This window comes from Trinickia sp. Y13 (genome assembly GCF_029522115.1).
Classification (GTDB): Bacteria; Pseudomonadota; Gammaproteobacteria; order Burkholderiales; family Burkholderiaceae; genus Trinickia.
Genome location: NZ_JAKWFK010000002.1, coordinates 334,483 through 355,452, shown reverse-complemented (window position 1 = coordinate 355,452; position 20,970 = coordinate 334,483). Strand labels below are relative to the sequence as shown.

The window sequence follows — 20,970 nt, the reverse complement described above, 5'->3', positions numbered from 1 at the left end:
CGCTGCCCCGCGCGATGCCCGGCTGAGCCGGGCGAGCGGGGGCAGCGAAGACGGCCCGGCGGTGTTACTTGCTTGGCGACGCTGCCGGTGCAGACGCCGCCGGCGCCGGCGATGCCGGCTTGACGGCGATCGGCGCCGAGGCCGAGCGCTGCGGCTTGTTCTCCGCGAGCTTGCGTTCGGTCACCGACTTCGACAACTGCACCGGCTTGCCTTCAAGCTTGTTCAGGGCTTGCTGAAGCATGAAATCGTCGGCCGAGCCGAACTCGATCGGTTTGCGTTCGCGATCCTTGGCGCGCTGCTCGGGCGTCTTCTTGTCGTTCTCCTCTTCGAGTTGCTGAAGCTGCTGCAAACGATCCTTCTCGCGCTGCTCTTGCTCCTTCTTCTCGTTCGGGTCTTGTTTGTTGGCCAGGTGGTTCGAGTAGTCGACCTCGCGCGTGACGAGTGCGTCGTCGGGATCGCCCTCGGCGTATTGATCGACGGCGATGTCGGGGCGAATGCCCTTGTTTTGAATCGAGCGGCCGCTAGGCGTGTAGTAGTAAGCCGTCGTCAAACGCAGCGCCGTGTCGGACGTGAGCGGACGCACCGTTTGCACCGACCCCTTGCCGAACGTGGTTTTACCCATGATCAGCGCGCGGTGCTGGTCTTGTAGCGCGCCCGCGACGATTTCGGAGGCCGACGCCGAATAGGCGTTGGTCAGCACGACCATCGGCACGCTCTTGTAGACGGCAGGCAGATTCTTGAGCGGATCGGAATCGAAGGAGGGCAGACGGTAGTTGTCGTAGGTGTCGCGGTAGACCTGCTTCGAATCGGCGATTTGGCCGTTGGTCGAGACGACGACCGAATTAGCCGGCAAGAACGCCCCCGCGACGCCGACGGCGCTTTGCAGCAGGCCGCCGCCGTTATTGCGCAAGTCGAGCACGAAACCCTTCAGGTTCGGCTGCTCGCGGGCGATGTCTTCGAGCTTGGATGCGAGATCGGGAACGGTGCGCTCCTGGAAGCTCGTGATGCGCACATAGGCGTAGCCGGGGGCGAGCACCTTCGTCTTCACGCTCTGCACGCGGATGATCGCGCGCGTGACAGTGACGGGGAACGTGCGATCGTCGCTCTTGCGGAAGATCGTGAGCGTCACCTTGGTGCCCGGGTCGCCGCGCATTTGCTTGACGGCTTGGTCGAGCGTCATGCCGCGCACCGGCTTATCGTTGATGCGCGTGATGAGATCGCCGGGGCGCAGGCCCGCACGGAACGCGGGCGTGTCTTCGATCGGCGAAATCACTTTGATGAGACCGTCCTCCTGCGAGATCTCGATGCCCAAACCGGCAAATCGCCCCTTCGTCTGCTCTTGCAGTTCCTGGTAATCGGTCTTATCGAGATAGGACGAGTGCGGATCGAGGCTGGAGACCATGCCCTTGATCGCCTCGGTCAGCAGTTTTTTGTCGTCGACAGGCACGACGTAATCGTGCTTGATCTGCCCGAACACCTCGGCGAAGAGACGCAACTGGTCGAGCGGCAGCGGCGTGCTGACTTGCTGCTGCGCTGCGGCAGAAAATTGCAGCGTCGCAAAGACGCCGGTGGCGAGGCCAGCGGCGATCAAGCCGATGTTCTTGAGTTTCGTGCGCATAGAGTCTGGTGCGGTCGGGAAACAGGGTGTGAACGCCGAAGGCGAGGGACGGTCAAGTATAACTGGTCGGCGGGAGCGCGCGGTGGCGCAGCCGCGATAGGTCTAGATTGGACCGTCGACGGGCCGTCCGGTTCGCGCGCGACGCGCCGGGGCGGCCGCCGCGCGCGCGAACCGGCGCGGGTCAGCCGGCTTTGCCTTGCTTGGCGACGGCCGCTTGCGCCTTGGCGATCGCCTCTTCATCGCCCAGATAGTAGTGCTGGATAGGCTTCAAGTTTTCGTCCAGCTCGTACACGAGCGGCACGCCGTTGGGAATGTTCAGCCCGACGATGTCGCTGTCGGAAACCCCATCCAAGTATTTGATCAGCGCGCGCAGCGAATTGCCGTGCGCCGCGATCAGCACTTGCTTGCCGCCCTTGAGGGCCGGGGCAATGGATTCGTTCCAGATCGGCAGCACGCGCGCGACCGTGTCCTTCAGACACTCGGTGAGCGGCAATTCGGCGCGCGGCACCTTCGCGTAGCGCGGATCGTCATACGAAGCGCGCGGGTCGGTCGGCTCGAGCGCGGGCGGCGGCGTGTCGTAGCTGCGGCGCCAGATCAGCACTTGATCGTCGCCGTACTTGGCTGCGGTTTCGGCTTTGTTCAGTCCGGCGAGCGCACCGTAGTGGCGCTCGTTCAAGCGCCACGAATGGACCACGGGGATGTACATGAGGTCCATCTGGTCCTGCACGTGCCAGAGCGTGCGGATGGCGCGCTTGAGCACCGAGGTGTAGGCGATATCGAACGTGTAGCCGGCTTCCTTGAGCAACTGGCCCGCTTGCTGGGCCTCGTGGTTGCCTTGCTCGGTCAGGTCGACGTCGACCCAGCCGGTGAAGCGGTTTTCCTTGTTCCACGTCGATTCGCCGTGGCGGATGAGAACGAGCTTGTACATGAGGTTGTCGGTCGGTAGTGAGGAAGCGCATCGCGCACCGGCGGCTCGGCCGAAAAGCCGAGCGCCATCGCGTCAGACGGTTATTTTATAATGGCCGGATTGCCTGCTCACTTTTGGCGCACTTTTGGCGGATACCCGTGACGTTTTTTACCGATTACACCAACCTCGTCTTACTCGCGGCGCTCGTCGTCTCCGGCGCTCTGCTGCTTTGGCCGCTCGTTACGGGACGCGGCCGCGGCGGCTTGTCGGCCGCCGAAGCGACCCAGCTCATCAATCGTCGCAATGCCGTCGTCGTCGATTTGCGCACGGCGGCCGATTATGCCGCCGGCCACCTGCCGGCAGCGCGTCACCTCGCGCTCGACGAGCTGCAAGCAAAGATCGGCCAAATCGCGAAGAATAAGGCTACGCCGGTTTTGCTCGTTTGCCAGACGGGGCTGCAGTCGAATAAAGCGTCGCACATCGTCAAGGCGGCGGGCTATACCGAGGTCCACGTGCTGCAAGGCGGTTTGACCGCGTGGCAGCAGGCCGGCATGCCGGTCGTCAAGTAAAGGAGTGCGAGAGTGAATTCGGTCGTTATGTACAGCACGCAGGTGTGCCCGTATTGCCAGATGGCTGAGCGGCTGTTGAAGTCGCGCGGCGTCCAACACGTCGAAAAGATCTTGATCGACAAGGACCCGGCCCGCCGCGAGGAGATGATGACGCGCACGGGGCGGCGCACCGTGCCCCAAGTGTTCATCGGCGATACCCACGTCGGCGGCTATGACGATTTGTCGGCGCTCGACCGGGCCGGCGGCTTGATGCCGCTGCTCGGCCAGGCCTAAGCGCGCGGGCGGGCAACCGCACGGCGCGCTTTCGACGCGATTACTTCACGCTTTCCAAAGGCCATGCGCCCGAGCTTCGGCCCGGGCGCCCCCCCGCACGCAAGCGGCCCGTTTGCATATTGCCGCGGCGCATTCATCTATCGGAGTCACCATGTCGGATCAGAACAACCAGCCGTTCTTCAACATTCAGCGTGTCTACCTGAAGGATTTGTCGCTCGAGCAGCCCAATTCGCCGGCGATCTTCCTCGAGCAGGACATGCCTTCGGTCGAGGTCGAAGTCGACGTCAAGGCCGAGCGTCTGGCCGAAAGCGTCTTCGAAGTCATCGTCACGGGCACGGTCACGGCCAAGGTGAGCGATAAGGTTGCGTTTCTCATCGAGGCCAAGCAAGCCGGGATTTTCGATATTCGCAACATCCCTGCCGAGCAGATCGATCCGCTCGTCGGCATCGCTTGCCCCACGATCATCTTCCCGTACTTGCGCTCGAACATCGCCGATGCGATCACGCGCGCGGGCTTCCCGCCCATCCACTTGGCCGAGATCAACTTCCAAGCGCTCTACGAGCAGCGTCTCGCCCAGTTGAGCGAGGACCAGCAAGGCGGCGCGGCGGCCAACGCCACGCAGCATTGAGCTTACGACGGCGGCGCCGGCCATGAAGGTCGCAGTACTCGGGGCCGGAGCGTGGGGGACCGCGCTCGCGGCGCATCTGGCCATGCGGCACGACACGGTGCTGTGGGCGCGCGATGCGGCGCTCGTCGCCGAGCTCGCCGCCAAGCACGAGAACACCCACTACCTACCGGGCGTTGCATTGCCTGCTGCGCTTCGCTATGAGGCGAGCTTGCGAGCGGCGCTCGCGCATGCGGCCGACGATGCCTCGCTCGTGGTCGTTGCGACGCCCGTCGCCGGGCTGCGTGCGCTGTGCCGCGCGATGCGAGACGAAGCGCAGTGTGTGCCGGCGCATTTCGTCTGGGTTTGCAAAGGCTTCGAAGCCGATACGCAGTTGCTTCCGCATCAGGTGGTCGCGCAGGAACTGGCGGGGCACCCGAGCAACGGCGCGCTGTCCGGCCCGAGCTTCGCACGCGAAGTCGCTTCGGGCTTGCCCGTTGCACTGACCGTCGCGAGTGCCTCGGCCGCTTGCCGAGAGCGCACGCTCGCGGCGTTTCATCATGGCGCGATGCGCATCTATACCGGCGACGATCTGATCGGCGTCGAAGTGGGCGGTGCGGTGAAGAACGTGCTGGCGATCGCCACCGGTATCGCCGACGGTCTTTCGCTCGGCATGAATGCGCGGGCGGCGTTGATCACGCGCGGGCTTGCCGAAATGTCCCGGCTCGGCGCGGCCCTCGGCGGTAGAGCCGAAACGTTCACGGGCCTGACCGGGCTCGGCGATCTCATTCTCACCGCCACGGGCGACTTGTCGCGCAACCGGACGGTGGGATGGCAACTCGCGCAGGGCCGCACGCTCGACGACATCCTTGCGGCCCTCGGCCATGTGGCCGAAGGCGTTCGGTGCGCGCGAGCGGTGCTTGCCATAGCGCGCTCGCATGGCGTGGATGTGCCGATTACCGAGGCGGTATGTTCAGTGCTGTTCGATGGCGTAGCGCCGCGCGCGGCTGTCGACGTGCTGCTGCGCCGCGATGCGCGGGCCGAATCGCCGGGGGCGAAGCCTCCGGCGGGCTGATACCGGATGCGCGGCGCGGGTCGATGTGGGTCGAATTGCGATCGTCGCTGCACATCGATCGCGGCCACGAGCCTTTGGTGGCGCTGTATTGGGCGCATCCCGCGGCACACGCCGGCGTGCGCGAAAAGGAGCCAGCCATGTCTTCGCTTATGCTTGGCGCATGCCGATTGGAGGCGTGCGAGGCCGACATCACGACGCTTGCCGTGGATGCCGTCGTCAACGCGGCCAACACTTCTCTGCTGGGCGGGGGCGGGGTGGACGGCGCGATTCACCGGGCGGCTGGCCCCGACTTGCTGCGCGAATGCGCAACGCTAGGCGGTTGTGCGACCGGGGACGCGAAACGCACGCGAGGCTACCGCCTTCCCGCGAAATTCGTCATACACGCGGTCGGTCCTGTCTGGCGCGGCGGCGCTCACGCGGAAGCCGAGTCACTCGCATCGTGTTACCGGCGCTCCCTCGAACTGGCCCGCGAGGTCGACTGCGCAAGCATCGCTTTTCCCGCTATCAGTTGCGGGGTGTACCGTTTTCCCGCCGAGCAAGCGGTGCGCATCGCGATCGATAGCGTCGCCGATGCGTTGCCTGCTTCCCCGCGCATGACGTGGGTCGTCTTCGCTTGTTTCGACGAGCCGATGCTGCGTTTGTACGAGGCCGAACTCGCGCGCCGTTAGGCGCCGCCTTCGAATCCCGCTTGGCGCCAAGCCTCGAACACGACGATCGCCACCGTGTTCGATAGATTCATGCTCCGATTGTCTGGGCGCATCGGCAGTCGCACCCGCTGCGCGGCGGGAAAGCGCTCGAGCAGGCCGGCCGGCAAGCCGCGGGTCTCGGCGCCGAAGACAAACCAGTCGCCCGGTCTGAAGCTCACGTCGTGAAAACGTCCCGAGCCGCGCGTCGTGAAGGCGAACATCCGCGTGGTGTCGGGCGCTTCGCTCGCGAGCAGCGCGTCCCAGCTTTCATGCACGCGCATTTGTGCATACTCGTGATAATCGAGGCCTGCGCGCCGCATCTTCGCATCGTCGAGCGGGAAGCCGAGCGGTTCGATCAAATGGAGCCGCGCGCCGGTGTTGGCGCACAGCCGGATCACGTTGCCGGTGTTCGGCGGAATTTCGGGTTCGACTAAAACGACGTTGAACATGGTGTGAGGGCGGCGAAAAATTAATCTCGTGGGGTGCGCAGCGCGACGAAACAGGTCACGCGCCGGGCGCCGGCGGCCTTCAGCTCGCGCGCCGCTGCGTCCAGTGTCGCACCGGAGGTCATGACGTCGTCGACCAGGCCCACGTGCAGGCCTCGCACGGGCTGCCTCACGCGAAAGGCGGCCGCAACGTTGCGGCGGCGCGCCCCGCGATCGAGCCTCGATTGCTGAACCGTATCGGCGATACGCTGAAGGAGCGTGGGTTCGGCCGCCACGCCGAGCGCGCGTGCAAGCGGGCGCGCAATTTCCCACGCCTGGTTGAAGCCGCGCGCGATGAGCCGCCCGTGCGCGAGCGGCATCGGCACGATGACGTCCGGCCGCGGCGTGCAGGCCGGGTGATCGTGCGCGAGCTGCGCGAGCCGCCTGCCGAACTCGCGCGCAACGGCCAAGCGCGAATGGAACTTGAGCCCGAGCGCGAGACGCTCGAGCGGCGGACGGTAGTCGGCCAACGCCAGCGTGGCATCGAGCGTGGGCGGCACACGCGTGCATCCGGCGCAGACGAACCGCGCCGGCGACGCTCTCGTCGCGCGCAACGCGGGCAGCGGCAGTGCGCATTTCGTGCAACGAAGCCGCGGCTCGTTCCAATACGCGGCGTCGCAAGCCGAACAGATCGGGCCTTGCGGCATTGGGTCGCAAACCAAACCGCAAAGCAGGCATTGACGCGGCAGGGCGATGCGAGCAAAGCGCCGAACGAGCGGGGCGAACCGCGTGAACGGTGCAAGCGTTGCTAGCCGCGCGGTTGCGCGATGCCAACGGCGTTCGGATTGGCCGTGGGCGCCGCCGCGGCTCGCGTTCGGCTCGCGAAGATGCGGCAAGGGCCCCAGTGCATGCGCCATGAATGCCTTCCTCGCTGGACGGATTGAAGCGAGCGAGTATACTTCGGGCTCTTCGCTCGTTCGACCGTCATGTCTCCTACTGCCGCAAAGTCCGGCCGTCCGGCCTACGATTCCCGACTTGTACGGCGAATATTCGACCGCCGCGCCGCAACTTTCGGCGAAGTGGCTTTTCTGCCGCGCGAGATTTCGCAGCGCATGCGCGAGCGCCTCGAATACATCAAGGTCAGCCCCGCTAGCATGCTCGATGCCGGTTGCGGCGTGGGCGACGATCTCCCGCTCTTGCGCGAGCGCTTTCCCGAAACGCCGCTCGTCGGCGTCGATCTATCCCTCGCGATGCTGGTCCGCGCGTTGCCGCAAGCGGCCGGCCAGCCGGGATGGCGGCGGTTGCTTCCGCCCGCGCTGCAACGCTCGCTGGGCGGGCGCGGGCCGCGCCTCGCGCAGGCCGATTTCGCGGCGCTGCCGTTTGCGGATGGCGCCTTCGATTTCATTTGGTCGAATCTGGCGCTGCATTGGCATTCGCAACCCGACAGCGTCCTGCCCGAATGGCAGCGCGTGCTCCAGCCCAACGGTCTATTGATGTTCAGCACGCTCGGCCCCGATACGCTGCGCGAGCTCCGCGCGGCCTATGCCGAAGTCGAGGCGGCGCATGGCCTGTCCGCGGCGCCGCGCGTCATCGATTTCGTCGATATGCATGATCTGGGCGACATGCTTGTCGAAAGCGGCTTCGAGATTCCCGTGATGGATCAGGAGACGTTGACGATCACCTACACCTCCCCCGAGTCGCTCTTGGCCGACGTGCGCCGCTGGGGCGCCTACCCGCATCGCCGCGCCCGTGCCGCGACGCAGCCCGCTCACCCGCGGCGCATCCATGCCGCACTGCGCAAGGCGCTGGAAGCGAGGCGGCGCGCGGACGGGACGATCGCGTTGACGTTCGAGGTGATATACGGCCACGCGTGGAAAGCGGTTCCGCGCACGACGGCCGATGGGCATGCCATCGTTCGGGTCGAAGACATCGGACGCCGGCGCCCCGGCTAGAGCCGTGGGGCGGGGCGGGCAGGTGCGATCGCACCGTCGTATCGCGAAATTCGCAGCTGCGACGCTTTGTCGCGGATCGTAAAGCTCTGATCGGTTATGGTCGAAATCAGTGAGCGAGGCAACGCGCAAAAGCCCGCCTGAAAGCGCGCAAACGCTTGTCGCACCTGGCTTTTGAGCCGATAGTCGTTTGCTTGTGGATGCCATTGAACCCGCCTATAATGCGTCAGTTTGTCGCCCGGAGATCCCCACATCACGGGGCGGCAGGCCCCGAAAAGCGCGGTGTGCTCAATGGCATGCGCAGGAGGCGGCGATGGCGGCAGCAACCCTGCAGACGGAGGCGGAGCCCGTCGTTCGAGATTGGCTGATGAAGCGCAATTGCTCGGTTTCGCCACGGCAGTTCGTTTTGTTCTATGCGTCTTTGGCCTTGTTTTCTTCGGCCATTGCGGCGTCGCTCGTCTTGCGCGGCGCGTGGCCGGTGGTGCCGTTCACGGGCATCGAATTGCTGGTGGTCGGTGTCGCGTTCGTGATTCATGCGCGCCATACGATCGATTACGAGCGTATCCGGCTCTACCCGAACCGGCTCGTGATCGAGCAGATGAGCGCGCAGCGGTTGACGCAATTCGAATTCAATCCGCGTTGGGTGCGGGTCGAGCACGGTGCGTCGCCGCGCGATCCGGTCAAGGTCGTATCGCGCGGGCAAGCGGTCGTGGTCGGCGTGCATCTCGCGCAATACCGGCGTGCGTCGTTCGCGCGTGAGTTGCGCTCGGCGCTTGGCGCGTGCGGTTGAAGGGGGGGCGGCGCTTGCGCGGTCGATGCATGCGGTTGATGCGAATCGGGCCGGCCATCGGCGGGGGCGAGGGTTTGAATGGAAATTTTGGGTAAGGAAGCTATGAAAACAATCAAGCGAGCCCTGATGGGCGTGCTGGCGTCGTGCGGGCTGCTCAGCGCGCATGCTGCCTTGGCAGTCGGCGATAGTCCGGGCGGCCCCGCCGTCAACGAAATCAATTTCCAGCCGCCCGTGACGAAAATCGCCGAAGAGCTGTATCACCTGCACATGATGATGTTGCTGCTGTGCACGGTGATCTTCGTCGGCGTCTTCGGCGTGATGTTCTATTCGATCTTCAAGCATCGCAAGTCGAAGGGGCACAAGGCTGCCAATTTCCACGAAAGCACCACCGTCGAAATCATTTGGACGATCGTGCCGTTCGTCATCGTCGTGCTCATGGCGCTGCCGGCCACCAAAACGGTCGTCGCGATGAAGGACACGAGCAACGCCGATCTCACGGTCAAAGTCACGGGCTACCAGTGGAAGTGGGCCTATGACTACGTCAAGGGTCCGGGCGAAGGCATCAACTTCTTCTCCACGCTCACCACGCCGCGCACCGAGGTGAATGGCCAGGCCCCGATCACCGATACGTACCTGCAGGAAGTCGACAATCCGCTCGTCGTCCCGGTCGGCAAGAAGATCCGCATCATCACGACGGCGAACGACGTCGTTCACTCGTGGTACGTGCCGGCATTCGGCGTCAAGCAAGACGCGATTCCGGGCTTCGTGCGCGACACCTGGTTCAAAGCCGAGAAGACCGGCACCTTCCGCGGCTTCTGCACGGAGCTGTGCGGCAAGGAGCATGCGTTCATGCCGGTGGTCGTGACGGTGCTGTCCGACGACGACTACGCCAAGTGGGTCGACGACCAAAAGAAGAAGATGGCGAACGCGAACGACGATCCGAACAAGACGTATTCGCTGGCCGAACTGATGCAGCGGGGCGGCCAAGTCTACAAGGCGAACTGCGCGGTGTGCCACCAGCCGACGGGCAAGGGCGCGGGCGCGTTCCCGGCGCTCGACGGCAGCAAAATCGTCAACGGCCCGATCGCCAATCACGTGAGCATCGTGCTGAACGGCAAGAATGCGATGCCGACCTGGGGCAAAACCCTGAACGACGTCGAGATCGCTTCGGTCATCACGTTCGAGCGCAATTCGTGGGGCAATCACACGGGCGACATCTTGCAACCCAAGCAAGTTGCCGACGCTCGCAACGGCAAGATGCCTGAAGGCGGCGATCACCTCTCGGGCGCGGCCGCCCCGGCGGCTGCGAGCGGCGCGGCTGCGGCAAGCGGTGCCGCAGCGAGCGGCCCGACGGCTTCACTTGGCGCTGCCCGCGCCACGCTGGCCAACCGCGTGGGTACGAATCAGCCGGAAGCGGTCGCCGTGCGCACCGCCCCGGCGGCTTGACGTGTCGCCGCACTATTTGCATTAGGAGATTCTCATGTCTAGCATCGGACACGATGTAGCCGCGGGCCATGGCCATGACGACCATGCGCACGCCGCGCCGCATGGCTGGCGCCGGTGGCTGTTCGCCACCAATCACAAGGACATCGGAACGATGTACCTGCTGTTCTCGTTCACGATGTTTCTCTCGGGCGGCGTCGCGGCGCTGATGATCCGAGCGGAGCTGTTCGAACCGGGCCTGCAGATCATGCGTCCCGAGTTCTTCAATCAGCTCACCACGATGCACGGCCTCATCATGGTGTTCGGCGCGATCATGCCGGCCTTCGTCGGCTTCGCGAACTGGATGATTCCGTTGCAGATCGGCGCGGCCGATATGGCGTTCGCGCGCATGAACAACTTCAGCTTCTGGCTGTTGCCGGTGGCGGCGAGCTTGCTCGTCGGCTCGTTCTTCGCGCCGGGCGGCGCGACGGCCGCGGGCTGGACGCTTTACGCGCCGCTCTCGACGCAGATGGGCCCCGGCATGGACTTCGCGATTTTCGCGGTCCATATCATGGGTGCGTCGTCGATCATGGGCTCGATCAATATCATCGTGACGATCCTGAACATGCGCGCGCCCGGCATGACGCTCATGAAGATGCCGATGTTCGTGTGGACTTGGCTCATCACGGCGTATCTGCTGATCGCGGTGATGCCGGTGCTCGCGGGCGCGATCACGATGGTGCTGTTCGACCGGCACTTCGGCACGTCGTTCTTCAACGCCGCCGGCGGCGGCGATCCGGTGATGTACCAGCACATTTTCTGGTTCTTCGGGCACCCCGAGGTTTACATCATGATCTTGCCGGCGTTCGGGATCGTGTCGCAGGTGATCCCGGCGTTTTCGCGCAAGCCGCTGTTCGGCTATAGCTCGATGGTCTACGCCACGGCGTCGATCGCGATTCTCTCGTTCATGGTGTGGGCGCACCACATGTTCGTGACGGGCATGCCGGTCACGGGTCAGTTGTTCTTCATGTACTCGACGATGCTGATCGCGGTGCCCACGGGCGTGAAGGTGTTCAACTGGCTGGCGACGATGTGGCGCGGCTCGCTGTCGTTCGAAACGCCTATGCTGTTCGCAATCGGCTTCCTGTTCGTGTTCACGATGGGCGGGTTCACGGGCCTGATGCTGGCGATGGCGCCGCTCGACATCCAATACCACGGCACGTATTTCGTGGTGGCGCACTTCCACTACGTGCTCGTGGCCGGATCGCTGTTCGCGCTGTTCGCGGGCTGGTACTACTGGGCGCCGAAGTGGACGGGCTGGATGTACAACGAGACGCGCGGCAAGATCCACTTCTGGGCGTCGATGATCTTCTTCAACCTGGCCTTCTTCCCGATGCATTTCGTCGGGCTTGCCGGCATGCCGCGTCGCTATGCCGATTACCCGGCGCAGTTCACGGACTGGAACCAGGTCGTGTCGATCGGCGCGTTCGGTTTCGGTTTGGCGCAGGTCTACTTCCTGTTCGCCGTCGTGCTGCCGGCTTATCGCGGCGGCGGCGAACTCGAGAAAGCGGCCGACAAGCCGTGGGACGGCGCAACGGGGCTCGAGTGGACGGTGCCGAGCCCGGCTCCGTTCCATACGTTCGAGAATCCGCCCACGGTCGAGTGAATCGATGTGCGCCGCCGCTGGCCGGCCGGCGCCTGCCTAGAAGCAAGCAGGCGCCGGCTGCCCTAGCGGTGGTCTGGAAAGCAGAGCCGGGCGCGGTCCGCCGCGTTCGGCTCGGTAACGAAATAGACGATGAACCACCCACAAAAAAGACGTACGCCGGCGCAAGTGCGTGCGGGCAACCTGCGGCTCGGCTTGATTTTGCTCGTCGTCGTCGCCGTCTTCTTTTTGGGCGCCGTTCTGAATCAGTGGCTGTCTCACTGAGCCGCGGTTGCACGTGTAGTGAGGAAGAGAATGTCGACGCGTACGCCGCTCGAGTCGGATCGGTCGTTCAGATCGTTCAACCGATCGATGCTCGTGAAGCTGATCGCCATGCGAACGCGCGCGGCCCGCTCCGGTTCACGCCGGAGAGCAACGGTCTCGACGTTCACCCCGGCCAAGTGACGGTAGTGAAGTATCACGTGACGAACGAGCAGAACCGCGCGGTGAGTGCGCAGACCATTCCGAGCCACGCGCCGCAACTGGCGGCCGGGTACTTCAAGAAGGTCGACCGCTTTTGCTTTACGCAGCAGACGCTCCCGGCGCATGCGTCGCGCGAGATGCCTGTTGTGTTTTACGTCCATCCGAAGCTGCCGCGCGACGTGAGGACGATCACGCTGTCGGACACGTTTTTCGAGCTCGACGTACCGGCGGGCAAGACGGCGCAAAGCGGGGCCACGCAGGCGAGGGTGGCGTTGAAGGCAGTCGCGCTCGCGCGCGGTGCTTGATGCAAGTGAGGATGTCATGGAGACGGCAATGACCGCAGGCGGAAAGAGTAGCTTCGCCAGGACGATGAAAGCGGTGCTGTGGTCGTTTTTCGGCGTGCGGCGCCGGACCGATCACGAGGCCGACATGCAACTGAACCCGTTGCATCTGATTGCAGCGGGGCTGATCGCGGCGGCCGTCTTCATCGCCGTGCTGATCGCGATCGTGCATGCGGTCGTGAGTTGATCGGGTGGGCCGGGCGAGGCAATTTAAAAAAGCGAAGCGGCGCGGTACCCCCAAGGGGACTTCCTACGGGGCGTCGACGCGCCGCCGGATACTGCATAACTGGACTGAAGTGGAGAATCAACAATGAGCGGTCAAAACGAGAGCCCGTATTACTTCGTGCCGAACCCGTCTCGACACCCGGTCACGGCGTCGATCGGCGTCTTGGTCATGCTCGGGTCGTTGGCGCTTTGGATCAACGATACGCCTTGGGCTCCGTACACGATGTTCGCGGGCTTGCTGTGGCTGCTCTTCGTGCTGTGGCACTGGTTCGGCGACGCGATTTCCGAGTCGGAAAGCGGCATGTACGGCAAGCGCGTCGACACTTCGTACCGCTGGAGCATGAGCTGGTTCATCTTCTCCGAAGTCATGTTCTTCGGCGCGTTTTTCGGGGCGTTGTTCTACGCGCGGATGATCGCACTGCATGAGCTGGGCAGCCTCGACTACAAGCTCATTTGGCCCGACTTCACGGCCGTTTGGCCCAACGAGGGACCGGCCGCTCTTGCCGGCCACTTCAAGGCGATGGTGCCGTGGCCCGTGCCGACGATCAACACGGCGTTGCTGCTGAGCTCGGGCGCGACGCTCACCGTGTCGCATCATGCGCTGCGCGACAACCATCGGACCAAGGCCATCGCCTGGCTTGCCGCAACGGTCGCACTGGGTGTGTGCTTCCTGTTCTTGCAAGCGTTCGAATACGTCCACGCGTACAACGAGTTGAATCTGACCTTGTCCTCGGGTGTGTACGGTTCGACCTTCTTCCTGCTGACGGGCTTTCACGGCTTTCACGTGTTCCTCGGCGGCACGATGCTCACGGTCGTGCTCGTGCGCTTGATCCGGGGCCACTTCACCGCCGATCACCACTTCGCATTCGAAGGCGCCGCGTGGTATTGGCACTTCGTCGACGTCGTTTGGCTCGGCCTGTACGTCGTCGTCTATTGGCTGTAACAAAGGTGCGAGGTTCGTCCCGCCGTACGCGGGACGCGCTAGAGGTGCATCGCCCACGGGCGATGTGTCGCGATCAAATCCTGGGGCCTTGACCGGCGCGCGCCGCCTTCGAGTCGATCGAGGCGGCGTTTGTGTTTCTGGCAGGAAGGCTGCGGCAAGATGTCGCAGCGATTGGCGGCGGAAGGTGCGGCGAGCGGGCCGCATGGTGCCACGTCCTAGCGCACGCTGGCGCGTTCGGACGCGGTCGCTCAGTGTGCGATCGCCCCGCTTAGCGGCCGAGCGGCACCTGGCTGTACTGAATCCAGCCGAGCCAATGTGCGAGCCAGAGGAAGAGGAACAGCGAAATGGAGAGCCCGACGCGGGTGGCGAGCGACCAGACCATTCGCTTGGTCTTGCCGCGGTCGTGCATCATGAAATAGAGCGCCGACACCATACTGGCGACGATGAGGGCGAAAGCGACAGCTACGAGAATGTGCATGGAACCAACCGATATCCGAAATCGACATAAAACAACCGATGCAATTATCGCACTCGCGCGCGGCAATCGCGCGCCGTGCGAGGGCGAGGCGCAACTCGTGCGCTTGCTGCGGGCGCACGGCCTTCTCAATGCGGCATGCGCCGTGTGCCCGGTACGAGTATGAAGATCCGCCTAGTCCCCGCCCTGCTCATTGCGCTCGTCATGGCCGTGACGATCCGGCTCGGTTTTTGGCAGCGTGACCGCGCGCATCAGAAGGAGGCGCTGCAGGCGCAGATCGAGCGCTACGAGCATGCTCCCGCGCAGCCGGTCGGCGCCGAGCCCATTGCGGTCGCGTCGATTGTTTATCATCGCGTCAGAGCGGTCGGGCGCTTCCTGCCGGAGCGCGTCGTCTATCTCGACAACCGGCCTTACCAAGACCGGCCAGGCTTTTACGTCGTGATGCCGCTGCAGCTGGCGGGCGGCGGTTACGTGCTCGTCAATCGCGGCTGGCTGCCGCGCAACGCCGACGTGCGCACGGCGATGGCGCCGTATCGGACGCCATCGAGCGAGGTCACGATCGAAGGCATTGCGCGCGCTAACGCATCGCAGGCCTTCGAGCTGGGAGAGGGCGGTTCGGCCGCGCATCAGCAAATTCGGCAGAACCTGGACGTCGCCGCATTCGCGGCGGAGACGGGGCTCGCTTTGCAGCCGTTCGTCATCGACCAAACGAGCGATGACGGCGACGGGCTCGTTCGCGACTGGCCCGCACCCGCGATGGGCGTCGAGCGCAATTACGGGTACATGCTGCAATGGTGGGGCATGGCGGCCGCGGCGCTGGGATTCGGCTTGTACGCCGCCAGGCGCGCCGCGAAGAAAGAATCTTGAGAGGACATTACGTTGTCGAAGTCATCTGAACTCATGAAGGAGAGTGGCCCTGCCAGCACGGCGCGCGCGCGCGGCGCTACGGCAGAGCGCGGCTCGTGGACTCGTGGCCGATGGATGGTGCTGCTCATTGCGCTCGTCTGCGCGGCCCCCGTGATTGCTTCGTATTTCACGTACTACGTGCTCAAGCCGAAGGGCGGCGCCACCAATTACGGCACACTGATCGATCCTCAGCGCCCGATCTCCGAGGCGCTCATCGTCAAAGACGAAGCGAACAAGCCGATGGCCCTCGCATCGCTGCGCGGGCGCTGGCTTATGATCAGCGTCGATCGCAGCGCGTGCGATCAAGCGTGCGCGACCAAGCTCTATTTCATGCGCCAGATTCGCGCGACGCAGGCCGGCGAACGCGAACGCATCGTCACGGTTTGGCTGCGCACGGACGCCGATGCCGTGCCGCCCGCCATCGAGCAAGCCTATCCGGACACGCGCAAGCTGATCGCGGATCCCGCGGCGTTGGCGGCTTGGCTGCCGACCGAGGCGGGCACGCGCGATACCGATCACATTTATCTCGTCGATCCCAACGGCAATTTGATGATGCGCTTTCCGGCTCACCCGGATCCGAGCAAGATCAAGCGCGACATCAGCAAGCTCTTGAGTTCGTCGAGTATCGGCTGACGCCCCGGGCGCGCCGATTGGTTGGAGGTCATCCCGATGTTTTTGCTGCAACTCGCCGCGACTGGGCTATGCATCGCGTTGCTTCCGCTGAGCTATGTCTGGATCAAGGCGAGCGACGACAAGTTTCGCAAGCTCGTGTGGGTCACGACTTTTCTCACGCTCGATCTGATCATGTTCGGCGGGTTCACGCGCTTGACCGATTCGGGCCTGGGTTGCCCGGACTGGCCCGGTTGCTACGGCACGGCCTCGCCGTTCCTGGCGCACGCGCAGATTGCAGCCGCGCATGCGGCCATGCCGAGCGGGCCGGTCAGCCTCATGAAGGCCTGGATCGAGATGATCCATCGCTATTTCGCGATGGCGATCGGCGTGCTCATCATCGCCCAGACCGCAAGCGCCTGGGTGGCGCGCATCAAGCGCAAGGCGCTGACGGTGTCGCCGTGGTGGCCCACGTCGCTGCTGCTACTGATCGTCGTCCAAGGGATATTCGGCGCATGGACCGTGACGATGAAATTGCAACCCGTGATCGTCACCACTCATCTGCTGCTAGGTTTGACGCTGCTCGGAGCGCTGGCGTGGTTTGCCGCCCGCTTGACGCCGATGCCCGCCTACGAGCCGCAAATCGCGCGCTATCGCGCCGCCGCGCTCGCGGGGCTCGCCCTGCTCGTGGTTCAACTGGCGCTCGGCGGCTGGGTGAGCACGAATTATGCTGTGCTCGCCTGTACCGACTTTCCAACCTGCAACGGGCAATGGGTGCCGTCCATGAATTTCGCGCAAGGGTTTCACCTGTGGCGTGCGCTCGGCATGACGGGCGACGGCGAAGTCATTACGCAAGATGCCCTCGTCGCGATTCATTGGACGCATCGCACCTTCGCGTTCGTCGTGCTCGTCTATCTGGCCGCGCTCGCCTGGAAGATGCGCCGCTTCGAATCGCTGCGCCGGCCGGCGACGGGCGTGTTGATCGTGCTGGCGCTGCAGTTTGCGACGGGCCTGTCGAACATCGTGCTGCAATGGCCGTTGCCGATCGCCGTGGCGCACAACGGCGGGGCCGCGGTCCTACTGCTGCTCGTCGTTGTGCTAAACTTTCGAACCGCTTCCAGCCGACTTGGCCGCGCCGCCGTTCCACCTCGCGAGGCCGCTCCCGCGTGATCCCATGGAAAGCACGACACTAGCTCGCCACCCCGGCTCCCGAATTTCTCAATACCTTGCGCTCACCAAGCCGCGTGTGACGCAGCTCGCCGTGTTTTGCGCGGTCATCGGCATGTTTTTGTCGACCCCTGGCATGGTGCCGTGGAAAGCGTTGGTCGGGGGCACGATCGGCATTTGGTTGACCGCGGGCGCCGCCTTCGCGATCAATTGCCTCGTCGAACAGAAGATCGACGCGATGATGCGCCGTACCGCCTGGCGTCCCTCGGCGCGCGGCGAGATCACGACAACGCAAATTCTGCTGTTTTCCGCCGCCCTCGGCGGGGTGGGGATGTGGACGCTCTATACGTTCACGAATCCTTTGACGATGTGGCTCACGTTCGCGACGTTCGTCGGCTATGCCGTCGTCTACACGCTCTTGCTCAAGCCGGCCACGCCGCAGAACATCGTCATCGGCGGCGCCTCGGGCGCCATGCCGCCTGCGCTCGGCTGGGCCGCGGTCACGGGCGCGGTGCCGGGCGATGCGTGGATCCTCGTGCTCATCATCTTCGTATGGACGCCGCCGCACTTTTGGGCGCTCGCGCTTTATCGGCGCAAGGACTACGAGAACGCGGGCTTGCCGATGCTGCCGAACACGCACGGCGAACAGTACACACGCTTGCACATCTTTCTGTACACGGTGATTCTCTTCGCTGTCACGCTGATGCCTTTCGTCTCCGGCATGAGCGGGATCGTCTATCTCGTATCCGCCGTGCTGCTCGGCGCGATCTTCCTCGCCTACGCTTGGAAGATCTACCGTGAGTATTCGGACGCCCTGGCGCGCAAGACTTTCCGCTATTCGATCGTCTATTTGTCGCTGCTGTTCGCGGCGCTGCTGGTCGATCATTACGCGCGCGCCTTGATCGGCGCGTGAGTTCCTCATGAGCCACTTTCCACTTGCGCGTATCGCTCGCATGTTCATTGCCGCGTGCCTCGTTGGTGCGGCGCTCGTCGTCGCGGGCTGCGGCAAAAGCCAGCCTGCGTTTCAGAATCTCGATCTGACCGGCAATACGCAGTTCGGCTCCGATTTCTCGCTGCCTGATACGAGCGGTAAACTGCGTTCGCTCGCCGATTACAAGAACAAGGCTGTCGTGCTGTTCTTCGGCTACACGCACTGTCCCGACGTCTGTCCGACCACGATGGCCGAACTCACCCAAGCGCTGCAACAGCTTGGGCCGGACGATGCGAAGCGCGTACAGGTTCTTTTCGTCACGGTCGATCCCGAGCGCGACACCTCGCCGGTGCTGTCGCAGTATGTGAAGGCGTTCAACCCCTCCTTCGTGGGCCTGCGGCCAAGCGACGCGCAACTCGCGAAAGTTGCAAAGGACTTTCGCGTCTACTACGCGAAGGTGCCCGGCAAGACGCCTGACAGCTACACGATGAACCACACCGCGGCGAGCTACGTCTTCGATCCTTCCGGCAAGCTGCGCCTGTTCGTTCGCGATGGGCAAGGTGCGCAGCCTTGGGTTCACGATCTGAAGCTGCTGCTCGACTGAGCCTCGCTCTCTCCCATTAGTTCGGTGTCCTAACCGATTACATATGCCGCGCTCCGACGTGCGGCATATCCATATGAGTTCCGCGTATTTCCCTTCACGTCGGTGCTATGACACCATCGCATGGTTTTCCTCCCTCTCCAATAAAGAAAGCGAGTCTCCATGCAACGCAAAACGCTTCTGAAGTTCCTCTCGTCGGTCGCCGCTACCTCCGCATTCATTTTCGCTTCTACCGCTCACGCCGAGAATCAAGTCGTCAAGGTTGGAACGATTGCAGGTCCCGATGAACAGACATGGGCTGTCGTTCAGAAAGTCGCCAAGAGCGAAGGCCTCGACATCAAGATCGTCACCTTCAACGACTACGTGCAGCCGAATGCCGCGCTCGATGCGGGCGACCTCGATGCGAACGCCTTTCAGCATCAGCCCTATCTCGATAGCCAAGTCAAACAGCGCGGCTACAAGATCGTCACCGCCGGGCTCACCTACATCTCGCCGATCGGCATCTACTCGAAGAAGCTCAACGCCGTGAAGGATCTTCAGCCGGGCGCGAAGGTCGCTTTGCCCAATGACCCTTCGAACGAAAACCGCGCATTGCTGTTGTTGCAGGCTCAGGGACTCATCAGGCTGAAGCCGGGCGCCGGCACGAACGGCAACAACGCGACCACGCTCGATATAGCCGGCAATCCGAAAAAACTCAAGTTGCTCGAACTCGATGCTGCGCAACTGCCGCGCTCGCTGGGCGACGTGGATGCGGCCGTGATCAACACGAACTATGCGTTGGCCGCGGGTCTGCAGCCCACCAAGGACGCGATTGCGCGGGAGGACGTGCATAGCCCGTACGCGAATTTGATTGCGGTGCGTGCGCAGGACAAAGACAAGCCTTGGGTGAAAAAGCTCGTGGCCGCCTACCACTCGCAACAGGTGCGCGACTTCATCGACACGCAGTTCAAAGGCGCCATGGTGCCGTCGTTCTAATCGACGCGGGACGGACCCGACGGCGCGCTGCGCGACTACGCGACCTGCCGGCATAGCGGTAAGCGATGCGTGGACTCAGAGCGTACGTTCCCACGTTTGGGTAAGCAGGTTGCGCCCAAAGCGCCGCTCCGGCTCCGTCCCGACACAGCCAAAGCCGGCACGCTCGAACACCTCACGGCCGTCGTCGAGCGCCCCGCAGGTCGTGAGAACCAGTTTCTCGTATCCGGCGCGCTGGGCAAAGCCAATGCTTTGCGTGACGAGCAACGTATCGATCCCCAGGCCCCGCGACTCGGGCTCCACATATAGCAACCGCATGCCTGCCGTGCGCCCCGACAGCGCCGCGACGAACGCCCCCCCGACGATGCTCTGCCGTTGCTCCGCGATCCAACACATCGCGCGCTCGGGATCGCCCTGCTGCACGAATTGCGCGATTTCCTGCGATGCAACGGCTTCGAAGCGCGGGTCCGCGCCATATTCGGCTTCGAACAGCAACGCCTGACGGTGTACGAGCCAGCCGTAATCGCCGGCCTTGGGCGCACGCAGCAGCACCGGGCTTCGCGACGACGTGCGATCGAGCAACCGCTCGATGACGCGCATTGCTTCGAGCAATTGTTCCTGTCCCGCCGCCGACAACGCACTGAGCACGCCGCGCACTTCGTCCAGCGCGGCGACTTCGAGCGGCGCATAGGCGGCGCGTCCCACCGGCGTCATGGCGAGCAGCGATTGCCGCGCGTCCGCTTCCGATTGCCGGCGCGAGATCAATTGGCGGCGCTCGAAGCTCGTCAATACGCGGCTCAGATAGCCGCTGTCGAGACCGAGCGTGCGCGCCAGCTCCGTGGCGGTCGAGACGGTGCCCAGCGCGAGCTCGCGTAGCACCCGCACTTCGGTCAGCGAGAAGGGGCTTTTTTGCAGAAATTCGTGCAGCACGCCGATGTGCTGCGTGTAAAAGCGATTGAAATGGCGCACCGCCTCGGCGCGGCGCATCAAGATAGGGTCTGTCAATGCAGGCTTTCTCCGGTTCGTCACCGTATCGTCTAAATTAGTCAGAACTATATGGGATCGCGGTCAACAAACAAGCTTTGCTCGACATCCCAGCTGGTACTAAACAGGTACTTTCGTCTGCAATAACAGCCTTTTACCGCCCACTGGCGGGTACGCCGGGCATGCGCTCCGGGTAAGTCCCGATGCGCCCATACGGCTGGAAAAATCGGCCACGATACGCCGAAAGCCTTATCCAGAAAGGATTTCTCGGGTTTTCGTGTGCGCTCGTAGCCTTCATTGACTGGTACTATTCTGGTTATATAATGGGCTCCAATTTGATCGCCCCTACCCACGTCCGAGGACGCCCCGAGGT

Annotated in this window: 24 protein-coding genes and 1 pseudogene; 19 read left to right on the top strand and 6 right to left on the bottom strand. The window is 63.8% G+C overall.

What is annotated here, in order from left to right:
• Positions 1-64: 64 nt before the first annotated feature.
• On the bottom strand, positions 65-1,618 hold the full coding sequence (locus MMB74_RS04720; RefSeq protein WP_277427436.1) for a S41 family peptidase: 1,554 nt from the start codon (positions 1,616-1,618) through the stop codon (positions 65-67).
• Positions 1,619-1,799: 181 nt separating this feature from the next.
• Positions 1,800-2,546 carry a 2,3-diphosphoglycerate-dependent phosphoglycerate mutase gene (gene gpmA, locus MMB74_RS04715; RefSeq protein WP_277427435.1) on the bottom strand — a complete coding sequence of 249 codons (747 nt, stop codon included), beginning with the start codon at positions 2,544-2,546 and terminating at the stop codon, positions 1,800-1,802.
• 137 nt (positions 2,547-2,683) lie between these two features.
• Here gpmA and MMB74_RS04710 point away from each other — a divergent pair, with 137 nt between their 5' ends.
• The 5 genes from MMB74_RS04710 (at position 2,684) to MMB74_RS04690 (ending at position 5,714) form a co-directional block, all read left to right on the top strand.
• On the top strand, positions 2,684-3,094 hold the full coding sequence (locus MMB74_RS04710; RefSeq protein WP_277427434.1) for a rhodanese-like domain-containing protein: 411 nt from the start codon (positions 2,684-2,686) through the stop codon (positions 3,092-3,094).
• A 12-nt stretch (positions 3,095-3,106) separates the two neighbouring features.
• Positions 3,107-3,367, top strand: a complete 261-nt coding sequence (gene grxC / locus MMB74_RS04705; protein WP_277427433.1) for a glutaredoxin 3 — start codon at positions 3,107-3,109, stop codon at positions 3,365-3,367.
• 151 nt (positions 3,368-3,518) lie between these two features.
• Positions 3,519-3,995 carry a protein-export chaperone SecB gene (secB, locus tag MMB74_RS04700; protein ID WP_277427432.1) on the top strand — a complete coding sequence of 159 codons (477 nt, stop codon included), beginning with the start codon at positions 3,519-3,521 and terminating at the stop codon, positions 3,993-3,995.
• Positions 3,996-4,017: 22 nt separating this feature from the next.
• Complete coding sequence (locus MMB74_RS04695) at positions 4,018-5,046, top strand: NAD(P)H-dependent glycerol-3-phosphate dehydrogenase (protein ID WP_277427431.1); 1,029 nt, start codon at positions 4,018-4,020, stop codon at positions 5,044-5,046.
• A 137-nt stretch (positions 5,047-5,183) separates the two neighbouring features.
• Entirely contained in the window at positions 5,184-5,714 is a 531-nt protein-coding gene (locus tag MMB74_RS04690; RefSeq protein ID WP_277427430.1) for an O-acetyl-ADP-ribose deacetylase, read from the top strand.
• Here the strand turns inward: MMB74_RS04690 and trmL are convergent.
• Together trmL and MMB74_RS04680 are read right to left on the bottom strand one after the other, a co-directional pair.
• The gene (trmL, locus tag MMB74_RS04685) at positions 5,711-6,181 is read right to left on the bottom strand and encodes a tRNA (uridine(34)/cytosine(34)/5-carboxymethylaminomethyluridine(34)-2'-O)-methyltransferase TrmL (protein WP_277427429.1); all 471 of its coding nucleotides are present in this window, start codon (positions 6,179-6,181) and stop codon (positions 5,711-5,713) included. The genes MMB74_RS04690 and trmL overlap by 4 nt on opposite strands.
• Before the next feature lie 20 nt (positions 6,182-6,201).
• Positions 6,202-6,864: a ComF family protein gene (locus tag MMB74_RS04680; RefSeq protein ID WP_277427725.1), complete on the bottom strand. Its 663-nt coding sequence runs from the start codon at positions 6,862-6,864 to the stop codon at positions 6,202-6,204.
• A 279-nt stretch (positions 6,865-7,143) separates the two neighbouring features.
• On the opposite strand from MMB74_RS04680, the gene MMB74_RS04675 reads away from it, so the two are divergent.
• The 8 genes and pseudogenes from MMB74_RS04675 (at position 7,144) to MMB74_RS04640 (ending at position 13,952) form a co-directional block, all read left to right on the top strand.
• On the top strand, positions 7,144-8,109 hold the full coding sequence (locus tag MMB74_RS04675; RefSeq protein WP_277427428.1) for a methyltransferase domain-containing protein: 966 nt from the start codon (positions 7,144-7,146) through the stop codon (positions 8,107-8,109).
• A gap of 310 nt (positions 8,110-8,419) precedes the next feature.
• Positions 8,420-8,896 carry a DUF2244 domain-containing protein gene (locus tag MMB74_RS04670; protein ID WP_277427427.1) on the top strand — a complete coding sequence of 159 codons (477 nt, stop codon included), beginning with the start codon at positions 8,420-8,422 and terminating at the stop codon, positions 8,894-8,896.
• Positions 8,897-8,974: 78 nt separating this feature from the next.
• Positions 8,975-10,342 (top strand): cytochrome c oxidase subunit II, encoded by a 1,368-nt coding sequence (gene coxB, locus MMB74_RS04665; RefSeq protein ID WP_277427426.1) that lies wholly within the window; start codon positions 8,975-8,977, stop codon positions 10,340-10,342.
• 34 nt (positions 10,343-10,376) lie between these two features.
• Positions 10,377-11,984: a cytochrome c oxidase subunit I gene (gene ctaD, locus MMB74_RS04660; protein WP_277427425.1), complete on the top strand. Its 1,608-nt coding sequence runs from the start codon at positions 10,377-10,379 to the stop codon at positions 11,982-11,984.
• Between the two features lie 129 nt (positions 11,985-12,113).
• Positions 12,114-12,245: a cytochrome oxidase small assembly protein gene (locus MMB74_RS04655; protein WP_277427424.1), complete on the top strand. Its 132-nt coding sequence runs from the start codon at positions 12,114-12,116 to the stop codon at positions 12,243-12,245.
• 110 nt (positions 12,246-12,355) lie between these two features.
• Positions 12,356-12,748, top strand: a pseudogene (locus tag MMB74_RS04650) (cytochrome c oxidase assembly protein); the annotation flags it as partial.
• 28 nt (positions 12,749-12,776) lie between these two features.
• A complete protein-coding gene (locus MMB74_RS04645; protein ID WP_277427423.1) occupies positions 12,777-12,971 on the top strand; it encodes a DUF2970 domain-containing protein in 195 nt (64 codons plus the stop codon).
• A gap of 123 nt (positions 12,972-13,094) precedes the next feature.
• Positions 13,095-13,952 carry a cytochrome c oxidase subunit 3 gene (locus tag MMB74_RS04640; protein WP_277427422.1) on the top strand — a complete coding sequence of 286 codons (858 nt, stop codon included), beginning with the start codon at positions 13,095-13,097 and terminating at the stop codon, positions 13,950-13,952.
• A gap of 268 nt (positions 13,953-14,220) precedes the next feature.
• On the opposite strand, the gene MMB74_RS04635 is transcribed toward MMB74_RS04640, so the two are convergent.
• Positions 14,221-14,430 (bottom strand): twin transmembrane helix small protein, encoded by a 210-nt coding sequence (locus tag MMB74_RS04635; protein ID WP_277427421.1) that lies wholly within the window; start codon positions 14,428-14,430, stop codon positions 14,221-14,223.
• Between the two features lie 159 nt (positions 14,431-14,589).
• On the opposite strand from MMB74_RS04635, the gene MMB74_RS04630 reads away from it, so the two are divergent.
• The 6 genes from MMB74_RS04630 (at position 14,590) to MMB74_RS04605 (ending at position 19,616) form a co-directional block, all read left to right on the top strand.
• A complete protein-coding gene (locus MMB74_RS04630; protein WP_277427420.1) occupies positions 14,590-15,294 on the top strand; it encodes an SURF1 family protein in 705 nt (234 codons plus the stop codon).
• A gap of 33 nt (positions 15,295-15,327) precedes the next feature.
• Positions 15,328-15,966 (top strand): cytochrome C oxidase subunit I, encoded by a 639-nt coding sequence (locus MMB74_RS04625; RefSeq protein WP_277427724.1) that lies wholly within the window; start codon positions 15,328-15,330, stop codon positions 15,964-15,966.
• Positions 15,967-16,002: 36 nt separating this feature from the next.
• Positions 16,003-17,112, top strand: coding sequence for a COX15/CtaA family protein (locus tag MMB74_RS04620; RefSeq protein ID WP_277427419.1), 1,110 nt, complete (start codon positions 16,003-16,005; stop codon positions 17,110-17,112).
• Positions 17,113-17,116: 4 nt separating this feature from the next.
• Entirely contained in the window at positions 17,117-18,022 is a 906-nt protein-coding gene (gene cyoE / locus MMB74_RS04615) for a heme o synthase (RefSeq protein WP_277427418.1), read from the top strand.
• 7 nt (positions 18,023-18,029) lie between these two features.
• Positions 18,030-18,644, top strand: a complete 615-nt coding sequence (locus MMB74_RS04610; protein ID WP_277427417.1) for an SCO family protein — start codon at positions 18,030-18,032, stop codon at positions 18,642-18,644.
• Between the two features lie 159 nt (positions 18,645-18,803).
• Complete coding sequence (locus tag MMB74_RS04605) at positions 18,804-19,616, top strand: MetQ/NlpA family lipoprotein (protein WP_277427416.1); 813 nt, start codon at positions 18,804-18,806, stop codon at positions 19,614-19,616.
• A gap of 75 nt (positions 19,617-19,691) precedes the next feature.
• Here MMB74_RS04605 and MMB74_RS04600 read toward each other — a convergent pair whose 3' ends face one another.
• A complete protein-coding gene (locus tag MMB74_RS04600) occupies positions 19,692-20,618 on the bottom strand; it encodes a helix-turn-helix domain-containing GNAT family N-acetyltransferase (protein WP_277427415.1) in 927 nt (308 codons plus the stop codon).
• Positions 20,619-20,970: the final 352 nt, after the last annotated feature.